Origin of the sequence: Moorena sp. SIO4E2, from assembly GCF_010671945.1 — a bacterium.
Taxonomy (GTDB): domain Bacteria; phylum Cyanobacteriota; class Cyanobacteriia; order Cyanobacteriales; family Coleofasciculaceae; genus Moorena; species Moorena producens.
The window spans coordinates 1-15,238 of sequence record NZ_JAAHIE010000139.1; the positions used below are offsets into that span (position 1 = coordinate 1).

16 protein-coding genes are annotated in these 15,238 nt (G+C 44.3%); 6 read left to right on the forward strand and 10 right to left on the reverse strand.

The window, feature by feature from the left end; translation table 11 throughout:
* Positions 1–183: 183 nt before the first annotated feature.
* From F6K37_RS16245 to F6K37_RS16260, 4 genes are all read right to left on the reverse strand, one after another.
* Positions 184–1,029: a hypothetical protein gene (locus tag F6K37_RS16245; RefSeq protein WP_008184400.1), complete on the reverse strand. Its 846-nt coding sequence runs from the start codon at positions 1,027–1,029 to the stop codon at positions 184–186.
* A 264-nt stretch (positions 1,030–1,293) separates the two neighbouring features.
* Complete coding sequence (gene cbiB, locus F6K37_RS16250) at positions 1,294–2,307, reverse strand: adenosylcobinamide-phosphate synthase CbiB (RefSeq protein ID WP_008184399.1); 1,014 nt, start codon at positions 2,305–2,307, stop codon at positions 1,294–1,296.
* Positions 2,307–2,696, reverse strand: a complete 390-nt coding sequence (locus F6K37_RS16255; RefSeq protein ID WP_008184398.1) for a GFA family protein — start codon at positions 2,694–2,696, stop codon at positions 2,307–2,309. The genes cbiB and F6K37_RS16255 overlap by 1 nt, the downstream gene beginning before the upstream one ends.
* A gap of 17 nt (positions 2,697–2,713) precedes the next feature.
* On the reverse strand, positions 2,714–3,157 hold the full coding sequence (locus F6K37_RS16260; protein ID WP_008184397.1) for an Rrf2 family transcriptional regulator: 444 nt from the start codon (positions 3,155–3,157) through the stop codon (positions 2,714–2,716).
* An 889-nt stretch (positions 3,158–4,046) separates the two neighbouring features.
* Here F6K37_RS16260 and F6K37_RS16265 point away from each other — a divergent pair.
* Entirely contained in the window at positions 4,047–4,460 is a 414-nt protein-coding gene (locus tag F6K37_RS16265) for an AbrB family transcriptional regulator (protein WP_008184396.1), read from the forward strand.
* Positions 4,461–4,499: 39 nt separating this feature from the next.
* Positions 4,500–4,625 (forward strand): hypothetical protein, encoded by a 126-nt coding sequence (locus F6K37_RS16270; RefSeq protein WP_287251184.1) that lies wholly within the window; start codon positions 4,500–4,502, stop codon positions 4,623–4,625.
* 309 nt (positions 4,626–4,934) lie between these two features.
* Here F6K37_RS16270 and F6K37_RS16275 read toward each other — a convergent pair whose 3' ends face one another.
* Complete coding sequence (locus F6K37_RS16275) at positions 4,935–6,284, reverse strand: ArnT family glycosyltransferase (RefSeq protein ID WP_008184393.1); 1,350 nt, start codon at positions 6,282–6,284, stop codon at positions 4,935–4,937.
* 66 nt (positions 6,285–6,350) lie between these two features.
* Between F6K37_RS16275 and F6K37_RS16280 the strand changes: the two genes are divergently transcribed.
* Together F6K37_RS16280 and F6K37_RS16285 are read left to right on the forward strand one after the other, a co-directional pair.
* Positions 6,351–6,485, forward strand: coding sequence for a hypothetical protein (locus F6K37_RS16280; RefSeq protein ID WP_267872031.1), 135 nt, complete (start codon positions 6,351–6,353; stop codon positions 6,483–6,485).
* 832 nt (positions 6,486–7,317) lie between these two features.
* Positions 7,318–9,243: a cation:proton antiporter gene (locus tag F6K37_RS16285; protein ID WP_008184392.1), complete on the forward strand. Its 1,926-nt coding sequence runs from the start codon at positions 7,318–7,320 to the stop codon at positions 9,241–9,243.
* A 406-nt stretch (positions 9,244–9,649) separates the two neighbouring features.
* Here the strand turns inward: F6K37_RS16285 and F6K37_RS16290 are convergent, their stop codons facing one another.
* The 5 genes from F6K37_RS16290 to F6K37_RS16310 form a co-directional block, all read right to left on the reverse strand.
* Positions 9,650–9,799, reverse strand: coding sequence for a hypothetical protein (locus F6K37_RS16290; RefSeq protein WP_154659791.1), 150 nt, complete (start codon positions 9,797–9,799; stop codon positions 9,650–9,652).
* A 172-nt stretch (positions 9,800–9,971) separates the two neighbouring features.
* Complete coding sequence (locus F6K37_RS16295) at positions 9,972–10,247, reverse strand: hypothetical protein (RefSeq protein ID WP_287251186.1); 276 nt, start codon at positions 10,245–10,247, stop codon at positions 9,972–9,974.
* A 624-nt stretch (positions 10,248–10,871) separates the two neighbouring features.
* Entirely contained in the window at positions 10,872–11,036 is a 165-nt protein-coding gene (locus F6K37_RS16300; protein ID WP_287251188.1) for a hypothetical protein, read from the reverse strand.
* Positions 11,037–11,225: 189 nt separating this feature from the next.
* Positions 11,226–11,801: an RNA polymerase sigma factor gene (locus tag F6K37_RS16305; protein ID WP_287251189.1), complete on the reverse strand. Its 576-nt coding sequence runs from the start codon at positions 11,799–11,801 to the stop codon at positions 11,226–11,228.
* 153 nt (positions 11,802–11,954) lie between these two features.
* The gene (locus tag F6K37_RS16310; RefSeq protein ID WP_287251190.1) at positions 11,955–12,758 is read right to left on the reverse strand and encodes a cupin domain-containing protein; all 804 of its coding nucleotides are present in this window, start codon (positions 12,756–12,758) and stop codon (positions 11,955–11,957) included.
* Positions 12,759–13,539: 781 nt separating this feature from the next.
* Here F6K37_RS16310 and F6K37_RS16315 point away from each other — a divergent pair.
* Entirely contained in the window at positions 13,540–13,752 is a 213-nt protein-coding gene (locus F6K37_RS16315) for a hypothetical protein (protein ID WP_287251192.1), read from the forward strand.
* Positions 13,753–14,184: 432 nt separating this feature from the next.
* A complete protein-coding gene (locus F6K37_RS16320; protein ID WP_287251193.1) occupies positions 14,185–14,283 on the forward strand; it encodes a hypothetical protein in 99 nt (32 codons plus the stop codon).
* Positions 14,284–15,238: the final 955 nt, after the last annotated feature.

The window sequence follows — 15,238 nt, forward strand, 5'->3', positions numbered from 1 at the left end:
GCTATCAATCTCAAGCGTCTGTTTGCTTGGGTTCAAGGGATTCCTCTCGCTGGTACTCGCATTTCATGCTTTGCAGCTCTAAATACTTTCCCAGGCTAATGTTGCACAATATTTCGCCACCAGCATCATAACGCACCTTACAAGTAGAGTTACTGGGTAGGTTCTGTGGTATCAAGATTAAGATTAAAAGAATTTAGAGGTAGTGTAAGGACCATAGACCCAATTGCCGCTGCTCAGCTGTAGCCAATTCCCATTTTTAGCAACCACAGGTTTGAGTACAGAGCCACTGCTTACACAGGTAACAGCCTGACCAGTACCAGGACCAGGGAGTGCTTTTAAACAGCCACCATTGGGAGTCTTGACTTTGATTCCTGATTCCAAAGTCGGACTACCGCCACCCCCTTCACTACTTTCATCAAATAATTTAGAGGTAGTGTAAGGACCATAAACCCAATTGCCACTGCTGAGCTGCAACCAATTCCCATTTGTAGCAACCACAGGTTTGAGTGCAGATCCACTGCGGACACAAGCAACAAGCTGACCAGTGCCAGGACCAGTGAGTGCTTTCAAACACCCACCATTGGGAGTCTTGACTTTGATTCCTGATTCCAAAATCGGACTACCGCCACCCCCTTGATCACTGCCATTAAAGTATCGAGAGGTAGTGTAAGGACCATAAACCCAATTGCCACTGCTGAGCTGCAACCAATTCCCATTTGTAGCAACCACAGGTTTGAGTACAGCTCCATTGCTAACACAGACAACAGCTGCGGAAGTATCGCTAGGACCTTTGCGTGCAGTCAAGCAACCACCACTTGTCTTGACTTTGATCCCTGTTTCCAAAGCCGCAAACACTGGAGCCGTTACACTCAGACTCGCTAACCAGACCGCACATCCTACCAAACCGAGCCAAGCAGTGTTGGGAATTTTAAACCAGTTGAGGTTGAGTTCTCTTAGATCTAGATCACAATCAATACCTACTGCTTCTTCATAGGATTCATAGGAATGAGTGTAAGCAAGTACTTCCACGTTTTTCTCCTTTTTTAAGTTTTATTAAGTTTTGAGGCAATTATGATCACAATTCCCCCTAAAGTTGGGGGAAAACTGATGGCTTTGCTATCAGCTGGAAGACCCAAGGGTAATCAGTAATCGGTAATCGGTAATCGGTAACTGACCCAACTATACTTGATGTCATTCTTTTGTTCAGCAACGCCAAATAGATGGCTGGAAAAAGGTTATAATACAATTTCCTACCATAGGGGAAAATTTAAGCAAAAAAAAATAATTGCCTGATTAAACGATCAGGTTGTGTAAAGCGATCGCATATTGGACTAGACAAAAAACCAACCCTATCCCCAGCCAAATTAAAAAGCAATAACGTGTCAGCTCTAAGGCTTGGTCAATTTTGCCTGGTGTGATCTCGTAGGTAGGTTTCCCTAATAAGGGTTTTTGCTTGACAACACCACTGTAAAAATTAGTCCCCCCCAGCTGAACCTCCAAAATCACAGCAAAAGCCGATTCACTCCAGCCAGAGTTAGGACTGGGATCAGCAATAGCATCACGGCGACACAGATGCCAGACCTGCTGAGGTTTTCCAGACATCAAGGCTAGGGTCAATACGGTTAATCGACAGGGTATCCAGGTTAGTAAATCTTCAAATTTAGCACTAAACCAACCTAAATTCGTGTAAGGCTCTCGCCGGTAACCGACCATCGAATCTAAAGTACTGGCAGCTTTATAAGCTAAGGCAAGAGGAACACTACCAACCCCAGGAATCAACGCTCCAACAATGGCATAAAACAGAGGGGCTGTGACCCCATCGGTAGTGTTTTCCGCCACCGTTTCTAGGACAGCTCGTAGGATTTCCGACTCACAAAGATTTTCTGTATCACGACCAACATATTGACTTAATCGAGAACGGGCTAATTTTAATTCTCCAGCAGTTAAAGGCTGTAATACATCCATTGCTGCTGCTCGAAGAGAGCGACCCGCAAAACAACTGGCTAGCAAGATAGTTCCTATGCCTATACCCAAAAAGGGATTGAGCCAGATTCCTAGGAGGACAATAAACCATCCAGCTACTCCACTCCCAATAATTAGTCCAATACCCAACCCAATTCCTGCTAAGCGTCGTTGCCAAGGCTGCTGCCAGAGGTGAATTGCTAACTGAGTGAAGTGAGAGATTACCCAGCCCATAACCTGCACTGGATGGACCCAACCCCAAGGATCACCGATCAGATAATCCAGACTAGCCGCCAGCAGCAAAATGACACCATTAGTATGGTTATTACCCAGGATTTGAACCACTACTTTCTAATTTTATCGACATTCTCTTCCCAGTTAGCCCCATCGAAAGGGACAATGCTAAATTGAGATAGAACATCACCGTCAAGGCAACGTAGGTTGACAGAAATCCCATTGGGATGAGAACGGGGTCGATAGAAAGGATGAATCCCACAGATTTGGCAGAATGTGTGCTTCGCTGTGTGAGTGTTGAAGGTATAACTAGTCAACACTTGATATCCCTTAAGTAAGCTAAATTGCTCAGGGGAGACAATCAGGTGTAAGATGCCCTTTTTTTTACACATCGAACAATTGCAATCAATTGCCTCATGCTTGTTGACAATTACCCGGAAGCGGACAGCGCCACAATGACAGCCTCCCTCATAAGTAATCGGTTCGTTACTCTTTTTCATGCTGACGAAAAATTGATTCAAACAACGAAACTGGTTTCTTCTCCCATAGCGGCTTGCCAACTACGGGCATCATAATAAAGATCGGCAAGAGTTATAGTGTACAATGCTTCTTTAAGCTTTTGATGCAAACGATGCCAAAGTGTAAATGTAACCCAGTCTTCGGCTTGACCAGCGTCTGGGGTATGGTGGGGTAGTGGTTCGATGGTTTCACCCACTGCTTCTAGGATTTTGCCGAGGGAAATTTGTGTGGGTTCATGGGCTAATTGATAGCCTCCTTGAGCTCCACGAACTGACTTGACTAAGCCAGCACGGCGCATCTCAATCAGTAGTTTTTCTAGATATGGAGCTGGTAGACCTTGCCGTTTAGCGATCGCTCTAACCGATGTCGGTCCATACCCTGGTCTTAGGCTCAGATCTAGTAGTGCCTTAACACTGTAGTGTCCACGAGTGGTGAGCTTCATAATAAAATAGCAATCCAATCGGAAAGTGGACGTGGGAGTTAACGGGACAATTTCTTTGAAAGACTAAAGTCGGAGTAAGCATTCAGCGGTCAGCTAATGCGCTACGCGCACGCGTGCGCGTTCAGCTATCAGCTATTAGCATTAAGCTAAGGTGCTTTTGAATAGGCGTTGCAGCACCGCCAAAGGGGGTTCTCCCCATGAGCAACTGCATCAATAAAACAGGTAACCATGTGTTAAATCTGAGTTACATCTGCTGACGGCTGACGGCTGACCGCTGATAGCTGAATGCTTACAAGTCGGAAACGATTTTATGACCTGTTTAAAGATCACGCTCGTTTAAAGATCACGCTCGTTTAATGCACTCAGCTATCAGCATCAAGAGCAGGGGGAACCAAGGAACCCTCTCATCCTGAAGACTATACTTTGAGCGGTATGCTTTTAGCTATCGGCTTCAAGCCAGAAGCTTATATCTTAGACTATCAATGGCTGATAGCTGATAGCCTGTTGGCTGAATGCAACAGCTCAAAGAAACTATAAAATAGTGTCACCCAATGGAGATAGCCATTGACTTGTGACAGGGATGGAAAGTACAGGTGGCTGGTGGGAAAATTGCCTACAAGAGTAGCCCATACTCTTTTAGCAAATTTTCCCGTGACCCTAGGCAATTTTCCTGTGACCCAGATGATCGGAGTTGTTCACGACCTATTCACAACCTATTGCTGTAGTTGAACGGTAGTTAAAAACTGACTATTAACGAACACAGTTGACACTCTGGGTGTAAGATAGTCTCATATACTGATATTAAACTAAGATTTTGTTATCTTAGTTGACAGTCAGTCCAGTAGAAATGCTGGATACCACTTAAGTCCTTAGTATTAGATTCAAGTTGATGGCTAAAAAGAAAAACATGGCTGCTCCGATCGTTCCTCTGCAGGGTCAAGCATTGGTGGCGAAAGTCAAAGACCTAGGTAGCCTGAGCAAAGAACAAAAAGCTAGAGCCTGTGGCTACTACACCGTGACAAAAAACGGAGTAGAGCGAGTCAATATGATGAAGTTCCTCAATGCCCTTATTGATGCCGAGGGGATTGAATTAGACAGCAAAACCAATGGCAATGGTCGTGGCGGACGCAGTGCCAGCTATCGGATTAGTGTGCAGTCTAACGGCAATCTTCTGATTGGCTCGGCTTACACGAAACAAATGGGTTTACAACCAGGGGACGAGTTTGAAATCACCCTGGGACGCAAGCACATTCACCTTAAACAACTTGATCCAACAGAAGAAGAAGCACTTGAGGCATCCTGAGCCGAATAGACAAGGCTTAGAACGCCGTAACCGGTAAATGTGCTGTCGCTCAAAATGTCAGCATTCCGCCGTCAGTTATCAGCATTAGCGCTACTTGAAACGCTGTGCTTGCCAGCCATTCATGATGCCCTCAAGAGAACCAATCCACGAGGCTTTAAACGGTAAGCCTGGTTTGAAAAGGAGCCCATAAGCTTACTCTCTTGATAAACCCAGGCTCCCAAAACATTAGCTGTTTGCAAAGCCGGAAAGTAGCGCGTCAGCTGACTGCTGATAGCTCAATGCCAACCCGATCACTGTCTGTTAAGAAAGCGGTGTATCAATTTCCATCCCCATTTATGGAAACTTCCCAATCTAGCTTTTAATCACTCAATTGGGATATTGTTTAAATAACATCCAGTCAGGGGCATCATCAATTCTTCTGGCTGGCTTCAATTTCCATTACTCAAGGAGACCAGTATTAAGCAATAAGTTGAACTAGATCGGAAATTGCCAAATCTCATGGTCAGAAGACATCAAAATCAGTAGTGAAATATAGGTTCCCCAGAATAAAATTACCATAAATTGTCTATCCCGTCGGGCAACCAGCATCCCTGCTATAACCATGGTTAAAGGGACACAAGCGAAGAACAGCCAGGAGCTGAGGTCAAAAGCTTTTCTAATCCCTAAGTGAAGCATCACAGTAATGGTAGCAACACCTAGCAGACTTAAACCAATACTCCAAAAACGGGGATAAGATTTGCCAGAAGGCCAATGCCAAATGTCTGTGAGTTGGGCTCCACCAGCAAGGGCTAATGCTGGGTAAACTGGCAACACATACCCAGGCAATTTAGTGGCAAGAAGGGAAATGGCGATCAAGTAACCGCCAGCCCATACCAGTACCAATTTAGCCCAGCCCCAATGGCGATTCTGCCAAGCCTGCTGTAACCAGTAGGAAAAGAACAGTAACCAAGGTGCGGAAAATTTTAAGATTTCCCCCAGGTAATACCAAGGCAGGCGATTTTGCCCATCCACTGCTGTCCAGATCGGGCGTAGGGACTGGTAGATAATGGCTGTAGTTGTAGTAACGGCTCTTTGATCCTGTAGCAGCAATGGCACAGTGTACCAAGCAAGAGCAGGACTATAGCCTAGGAGCAATCCCAACCACCAATAAGTAGACGTCAGGAGTCTGGGCGTATCCCATGCTAGAAACAACAGAGCGATCGCTGTGATCAACAATGCCACCAGGATCCCCTTAGTGAGGAAAATCAAGCTTAATCCGATCCCCGCTGCCAGTGACCAGCGTGAGTCCCGACGCGATCGCAACACACACCACATCATCAACACCACAAAGCACAGATTAGCTCCATCCAGGATTGCCATACGCCCATAATGGGCTATTGGTAAGAAAGTTAGGTAAATCAAGCTAGAGAAAATACCCTTCTGACGGCAGGGGAAGATTTCTGTAGCAAGACCATAGACTAGCAGTACCGACAGCACACTGAGCATGGCACTAGGTAAGCGCGTAGTCCACTCGTTGACACCACCAAACTGATAAGCCACCGCAATTAGCCAGGCTAGTAGGGGGGGGTATTCAATTAGGGTTAGGGTTTCACCTTCGAGAGTTGGGTAAAGCCACTGCCCAAATTCCCCCTTTGCTGAAAGTAGTTGAGTCGCAAGATGACTTATGCTTTGCTCTACCCCTTGCAACGAGCCACTGCCCAAATTGATGCTAAACAACAATAGTGCTGCCAGGAATAACCCTAACAGCGACAATCTCTCAATCCAGCGTTGAGTTCTACGTATCCGGTTTCCCGAGCCACCCCAAGTAAACGTTTTATGATCCATAAATTTACCTTTACCTTTACCTTTACCAATAATTCATAATTAAAGCTAGAAGTTTAACAAAAAACCATGAACGAAGCTAATTTTACCGTTCCCCACCAGACCACGAGCCATCATCCAATTTTTCGGTTCTACTTGGGGGATTATCCCAATGCTGCTAGCCATCTTATCTACTCTACTAACCCCGTTGTCTGGTGTTCTTAACCACAGCAGTATACTTTTTACCTTTAACCTTTCAATTATGTCGGAAAACTAATCGTCTCTAACTAATCGTCTCGCGCGAGCGTGAACAGGCAATTCTGTTGAAGCTGTTTACGGTCAGTGATGGAATGTCCGTTGTTGAAGTGACGGTGCTAAACTATCCAGCATGAATTAAAACTGAATTTTTTTTGAAATTACCAATCAACGTATAAAAACCTTTGAGCTATCATTAGTGTGAGCTATGAGTCCAATTAATAATTAGATTGGTGACCAATGGCAAAGTCTGACAACTATACACAAGATCAACACAATATAAACAAAACTAATTAGACAAATAGGAGGATGACATGGTAACAGACACTCTCAAACCTCCCCATGACTATTTACAGTGGCTCAATCTTATCTCCGGGAGGAACTGTTGCTCAGCAATCGTTTAAGTAAGGCACAACAGCAAACAGCTTTGCTTATAGTCTTGAGTAATTCAAACTTGAGTTTTTTTCAAGACCTGTTGCCAAAGTTCACGCACTAATCTCCAGAATCCTTACCTGTTCACTGTTCCGAAGTTCCGAAGTTGCCTACTTCTGTAATAAGTCCTATGAAAGTGATACACTACCAGGACACAAAGGGCATGCTTAAGATAGGCTATAGACGGTTTTATTACTGTGACCTATAGCTCAGTCATTGACCATCGACTGCTACGAGCAATGTTCTAGAACTTACCTCAAGTTCAGATTCACTGCTAACCGATCACTTGTTGACCAAGCCAGCCCATGGAGTTGAACACAGAATAATGAGGAATTTCTACCTAAGTTGATCACTTGCGACACTTACGCATATGGAAAGCTCATTTGAACTAACCCTACAGATGGTTATCGCCATCTTCGCTGGGATCAGTGCCCAGGTAATGGGTGAGTATTTAAAAATTCCCAGCATTGTCTTTTTGCTGATGTTTGGCACTCTACTCGGACCAGATGGCTTCGGTCTTTTGCACCCACAGAAGCTAGGGGTTGGTCTAGAGGTAATTGTTGCCCTCTCAGTGGCAGTTATTCTGTTTGAAGGAGGGCTCAACCTAGATCTGCGGGATCTGGGCAAAGTTTCTGGTAGCCTGAGAAATCTAGTTACCATAGGAACACTGATTACCCTGTTAGGAGGTGGCATGGCGGCTCACTGGCTAGGGGAGTTTCCTTGGCCAATTGCTTTTCTCTATGCCTCTCTAGTGGTGGTCACCGGACCAACGGTGATTAGTCCTCTGCTAAAACAGGTGAAAGTGGATCGACGTGTAGAAACCCTTCTAGAAGGGGAAGGGGTTCTCATTGATCCAGTCGGGGCAATTCTGGCAGTGGTTGTCCTGGACACAATTTTAAATAGTGATGCTGGTGCAAATGCAGCATTTGTCGGTCTAGGTCTTCGTTTGAGCATCGGTGCTGTGATTGGGGGCTTAGGGGGCTGGTTAATGGGGTTTCTTCTCAAGCAAGCACGCTTCATCTCAGAAGAACTCAAAAACTTAGTCGTACTGGCTGGCATGTGGGGTTTGTTTGGCTTGGCTCAGATGGTTCGCTCTGAATCCGGTTTGATGGCAACTGTAGTCGCTGGAGTAGTTTTGGGAGCCTCTGACCTGCCTGAAGAGCGCTTGTTGCGACGCTTCAAGGGACAATTAACTGTCCTTGGGGTTTCCATGTTATTCGTACTGCTCTCCGCTGACCTCTCCATCGCCAGTGTGTTTGCCCTAGGCTGGGGCAGTATCTTTACCGTCTTGGTGTTGATGTTGGTGGTGCGCCCCATCAGTGTGGTGGTTTGTACTTGGAATAGTGATCTCAATTGGCGGCAAAAGTTATTTGTGTCCTGGATTGGTCCTAAGGGAATTGTCAGTGCTTCTGTGGCTTCCTTGTTTGCGATTCTCCTAACGGAACGGGGGGTTAATGGTGGTGACTCGATTAAAGCCTTGGTATTCCTGACAATTATGTTGACGGTAGTTTTACAGGGTTTGACCGCTCGCTGGGTCGCCAAATGGCTAAAACTTAACCCAGAGGAGGAGGCAACTGGTGCTGTAATCATCGGTTGTAATCCGATGAGCCGTCTGATTGCTCGTTTGTTTCAAGAGCGAGGAGAGTCTGTTGTGCTTATTGATACAGACCCAGAAGCGTGCCAAAAAGCAAGGGACGAAAATCTGCGGGTTTTCCAAAGCAGTGGTTTGGATGTGGATGTTCTAGAAGAAGCTGGCATCGAATCGGTGGGAACGTTCCTAGCAATGACCAAGAATGGTGAGATTAACTTGGTATTGGCTCAACGAGCAGTGGAGGAGTTTAATCCACCGCGAGTCTTAGCTGTGTTTCCTCGTGACCCCCAAGTCAATAGCAACAACAATAAAACTAAGGTTAATCAGGCGTTCATGCCACAACTACCTATCAAAACTTGGATCCAGTACATTAATGATGGGCAAATCAAGTTGGGCAAAACCACTCTCAAGGAAGCTGGATTTGGTTTTCAGCGAGCTCATCTACAAGCCTTAATTCGCTCTGGAGAACTGGTACCCTTGCTAGTGGAGAGGGAAAAGAGTTTTCAAGTGGCGAGTGGGAATGAAGATTTGCAAGCGGGAGATAATATTATTTACTTGCTCCATGACCCTAGACCAAAACTTCTGAAGCGTTTATCCGGTGGGACTTCTTCCTCTCGTCTGGCTCTGGAGAAGCTACCCAAAGTCGAGGAATTGCCAATTTCTACAGGGGCATCGAATTCAACAGTAGATGAAAGTGTGAATTAGCTGTATAGCAAAGGGAACAGGGAACAGCGGATCTGGGACTAAGCAATATGGCATAACAAATTATCACAATTCCTACACGGATACCTGTTGCACCTAGAAGCCAAATAATGGTATTAAAGGATAATGGTATTATTTGGTTGATAATCCAATAAAATTCCCAAAATATATCAGGTTAAGTCCGTTGCAAGTTAATTTCATAACTTGCTTTTTTTTTGCCATAAAAGAGATTGACTTTACTAGAAATGGAGACGGGTTTAGTCCTAAATCCCAAGACTTGAGGTTTTGGTGCTTTTTCTAAAAAGTTAACTCCAATTACCCTAGACCAATGATCACGTAAAACTTTAATCAATTTCTACCCTTTTGAAGAGTTTTTATCTAAGTTGCTAGTCTACCTTCTGGTAAGTTTTTAACGATTATAAATGCGATGCTCCTTTTGAGCCGCTACGCGATTGGCCGTAGGCCACGCTAAAAGCGATGCTCCTTTTGAGCCGCTACGCGATCGCAAAAAATCCCCACCAGATTCTGGTAATCTCAGAACCATGGATGAAAATTGCATCGCTACTATAGCACTAGTTATAGTAGCGATGCAGTCCCTAATGGGGAGGGGCTGTGTGCGGAACTTGGTTACGCACCTCGTAAGCCCCGTGGAAACCACAACCGTTCTTCCCCACACTTCCCACACTTCCCACCCTCCCTGTTCCCAGAGCCCTGGGAATTTTGCAGAGGTACTAGAGGTTAGCCGTCGGCGACAAGTCCCGGTATCGGACTTGATTTTTTCGACCCATCTCTATTTGAGTTGCTCGGTGTTGATTTTCTGGGGGTTTAATCTCGCCATCATTGCTGAGCAGAGCAATAACTATGAAAGCTATTGCTACGCAAACAAAGATCACTGATCCAGGAGGATTGTCGTTGATATAGTGTTCACGATTGCACTTTAGGCAGACGTAATGATCTGCGTTTTGAGAATCCTGAATCCAGGCACAATAAATCTGATCGCATTTCATGATTATAACCCTGCACTCCAGACTAGAATAAAGAGAATATCTCGCAAAGTTAACCAAAGCTTGACAGTAACCTATCAGCTATCAGCCGTCAGCCGTGAGCTAAAGGCTCACGCTACTTGAGGTGCTTATTTTATTCAAAACCACCTCAAGTAGCACCTCAAGTAGCGCATAAACTGTTCGCGTAGAGTGGCCTACGGCCAATGGCTGATAGCTGATAGCTTACGTCACAATTGCCAGATTTTATGTCAGGTTATTGTTGACTTTGCGCTGCTGAATATGCACCCTTTAATAATGATAAAATCAGAACGAAAAATCAGTAGCAAATCGAAAAAAGTAAACTTAATGCACTTTTTTCGCTTCTAATAGTTAGATGCGTATATCTTGATTATGTGACAAAAAGTTTGGCTGTAAGCATTCAGCCGTCAGCGGTCAGCTGACGGCTGAATGCTTATTTTATTCAAAAGCACCTCAAGTAGGGTGGCAAAGACTTCGACGCTGGGACGTAAGGCATAAGCTGATAGCTGTTCGCGCAGCACCTCAAGTAGCGCATTAGCACCTCAAGTAGCACCTCAAGTAGCGCATTAGCTGTTCGCGAAGCGTGCGCGTAGCGCATTAGCTGATAGCTTAGCTGATGGCTGTTCGCGAAGCGTGCGCGTAGCGCATTAGCTGATGGCTGATAGCTGATGGCTGTTCGCGTAGCGTGCGCGTAGCGCTTAAGCTAATAGCTGAATGCTTACGTTTTGCTTCCAAAGATAAGTTTGACGTACTTATAGCAATTCTAAGACTCATGAGGTACACAGGATTTTTTATCACTCCACCCCTTACCCGCGCCCTGGTTAAGCACTCCCCACACTCTTAACCCTACTCCGATTAACCCAGGACGAAGTACCTCACCCAATTGATAACTTGATAACTGCTATATTTGCCTTTAATGTGCCCCCAAAAATAGCCTTATTTCGGGTCGCTACATCCAGAAAATTATAACGTCTCAAGGTTTCTAAAGAAAATTTTCCTCAGTTTTTTCAAAGCGCGACTTCCCCTCTGACGCACCCTGTTAATAGTTTTTCTGCTAATGGCAGTGTCTGGGTACAACTCTAACGATATCTGCTCCCAGCTCATATCACCAAAGAAGCGCATCACCACTAGTTGGTGAAAGTCCGGCTTGGTTTGCTTGAGTTCCTTGAGGGCTAAAGCTAGCATCTGTCCTAGTGTGCCATCACAGTCAAGGTCGTCCCTTGGGCTAGCAAAAATTTGGCTTTGCATCATGTACCTGAGATTCTGAATAAACTTTTTTTCCGATAGTTCCCTCCTTTTCTCTTGGAAAATAATGCGCTCCCCAACTTTCTTCGCCCACGCCTCGGGGTTTTCAATCGGGCGTTCTAAGCGCTCGACTTCCGCTGCCTTCTCCCATACCTGGCTGAGGATGTCGTCCGAGTCACACCGATGCTGCAATTTGCACCTGCACAAGAGGTTGTAATAGTAGCCTTTGAGATACTGGACTTGTTGAGGACCTAAGGGCGTTAATCCCCAGTTTTTTGGTGTTAGAGGACTCATGCATTTACCTCAGTATTACATAGTGTTGATTGGGTGCATCTTTTTGTTGTAAATTTATAACGAGGACGATGCAGTGGCCTCACGGGGGTTTCCCCCATGAGCGACTGCATCAAGACAGTGAGATGCACCCTGTTTATTTGGCTTGTCTAGACTCTAAGCAATCATTAAGCGACAGATCTCTTCCATGTGCGCGTTTGAATTGCTCCAAATAGCTGCTGGCTTGCACTCACTGATCTTGGTTACCCAATTAATATTGTCTGGTGGGGTACCAAATCTAAAGTGCAGGGTGACCAGATCTTTGGAGGAATTATTAGCCATTAGGTGACGTTGCTTGCGGTCAATGCAAACCAGTTGATTCTCCCCAAACAGCTCGCCAGGTCTGGAGGGCATTTTGTCAGGCTCTAGGCACTCGTCCTGGTTAGGGAAGCGATGGGTCATTTCTCCTTTGTAGACGAGGATGGCATCTAGGGACTGACCGTGGTGGTGGGCAATGGTACCTTGCCCCGGTCTCCAGCCAATCATATAAATGGTCAGGGCTGTGGTTTGAAAAATGGCTTTGCGCGAGAAGTGTTGTTCATCAAAGCTGATATATTGGTCGAGAAATCTGTGCTTCAGTTTGGTTTGGGTTACTAGTTCCTTAAAAGTTTCAAACGTCACTTGATGGGAGGGAACCCGCGTAAGATTATAAGCAAGATTCTTGATGGAAAGGGAACTCACCACCAAGTCGTAATCAGGTATTGCCCCGGTGCTGAGTTGGTAGTCAATTAACTGATCTGCTTGGCATAGCCAATAGTTTAGTTCTTGGTCGTACCTGCTATAGCTTAGGATCTCTGTGATGCTTTGAGCATCTTCTGATGACAACTCAGGTTGGGTCACTAGGCGACAGTACTCTTTGAGCAGCTTGGCTAGCTGTTGGTCGCAGCTGCCAAAAAGGTTTACGTGGTAGTTAGTTTCCATAAGTTTTCAATTTGTCATTTTCTTTCCCTCCATAAACTAAAGATGCACAAACAGGCAATGTGTGACACCAGCCTCTGAATGCAGATCGCCAAACCACTGTTTTTGAGGTTACCGATGGTGAGTTGATTTACTTGATGTAGGGTGGGCAGTGGGTACCAAAACGATTGTCAGCTTTTCAATTGGTCTAGGGTTTATAAATGAAATGTAAACCTAGGAGGTCTTTTTTTCTTGTCCAATAAAACTCCGGATCTCTTTACCCTCTTGGCTTTTGCCTTTTGTATGCAAGCCAATTCCTGCAATACTTTTGTTTACAACCTAGATAAAAACGTGCTTATTATGCACTGCCCACCCTCCGAGTAGATGTAGATGTAGATGTAGATGTAGGGTGGGCAGTGGGTACCAAAACGATTGTCAGCTTTTCAATTGGTCTTATGCACTGCCCACCCTCCGAGTAGATGTAGGGTGGGCAGTGGGTACCAAAACGATTGTCAGCTTTTCAATTGGTCTTATGCACTGCCCACCCTAGGATTAATTTTATTGAAAATTTAGTTAATTTGATGTCGGTGGGCAGTGCCTATAAAACCGATTACCAGCTGATTTTATCGGTTTCAATCACTGCCCACCCTACGAGTAATTTTATTAAATAAATAGACTACCAATACTCCCCATGACTCCGCTCCATTTTCCCTATTTCTTAATAAAAAAAATTTTATAAACCCCTTGAAAATATATATATTTATTAATAAATTAATTATATACACGAACTCAAAGATAATTTCAGATGAGTAAAAATTTTCCTCCCTCTGACAACCAAAGTCCTAAACCCAAGAAAGTCAAGCATTTCTTGGTCGGTTCTCCTGAAAAGGTTCGGCATACAATTAATGCCCTGTATTCCTTGAAGTATGCCTACCCTGACGAGTGGAGCACTCCGGAGCCCACCGGAAAGCCTGGTGAGGTTATGACCTTTGTGATTCGATACTTTTACATAGATTAAGATCGGATTTTGCCAGGGTTGCCCCCTGGCAAATCAGGAATGGTAACAGTTGTTTTGTGAAGGAGAATGAAGCAGGATGAAGCAGAATGAGTTGGGATGTTATTGCTTTCCAGTAGTTGCTGACTAACTCGGGAATCATGTCATAATTGATCTGAAATTATCCATATTTGAGCTGTACTTGTGGAACGTTAAAGTACAGATTCGGTCAAGGATTGGGGTTAACCCAAACTTGACCGATTTTTTTTGATTGCTATATAGCGTTTGTATTTGAGTTGTGAACATAGGATTGAACGAAAAAGGGAGCAGGGAGCATTATGAAAGAGCTTGGAGGATTTTTTTGTGTTATGAAGAATCACCAAAATTGTTCATGACTTATTTAGAAATGCTATAGATACTTAATTAAAATCTCTAAAAAATTCAGGAGCAACTTTCATGAGTTTATTAATCGGCGGTCCAGGTAATGACCTTCTAGCAGGAGACAACAATGATGATAACCTGATCGGGGGTGCTGGCAATGACACCTTACGTTAACGCACCTAAAACCTGACTTTTTCCTATAAATCTGACCTGACAAATCTTGCTAGAGTGTCCAAATACCTGATTTTTTCCTATTGTTGGTATTTTTATCTAGATGTGAAAATGTGCGATCGCCGTCTGGGCACTGGCAGAGTCAATTGCTTTTCCAGCCTAAAACGCTTCAGTATCTAAAAATGCAAGGTTTTGACTCATTTTGACAGGACAAGTAGATTGTTGATGCACCTGATTTAACCTGATTTTTTCCCGTAAACACTACTTGATTAGCCATTCTGAAGCATCCAAATACCTGATTTTTCCCTATGGTTAGTGTTTTTATCTAGAGGTGACAATGATAGAGTAAGGGATTGGCGGAACCCACTGCCAAAGGCGATCGCATTGCACCCAAGCTTTGTTCAAATCCCACGTCGAAAAAATTACAAAAATCAAACAAAAAAAAGGAGTAATTACATGATGGTACGTAACACAAAAACTATCAATAAATTAAGCCTTCAGTTATCTAATAATGACTCGCTATTACAGGAAATTCCTGATAATTTATTAGCGTGAGTGGTGGTAGGGGACCATCTAACACTATTCCAGTCATAATGTCCTCTCCAATTTGTGCTGATTGTGATGGAGAATTAGAAGCAGCAGTAGATAGTGTGGAGATGCCAGTTCACATTAGTTTATCGTTGTGAACAAATCAAGTTTACACTACAGGTTTTACGTCCAAACCCAACAAGGATAATCGCAATGAATAAGCATAAATCAAACAATAATAAACAGTCTAGTTGTAACTCTCAACGAAAGTGGCAACCCCTGAGTTTACAACAGCAAGAGATGATAACTGAAGTTACCCCGTACAAATGTACTAAAGACGCCCAAAAGTGCTGTCAATTCTAGCTTATAGTGCTGTGGAACAATAGTACTACTGGGTACAGACCAGTGGGAAAAAATGCCTGAACCTATT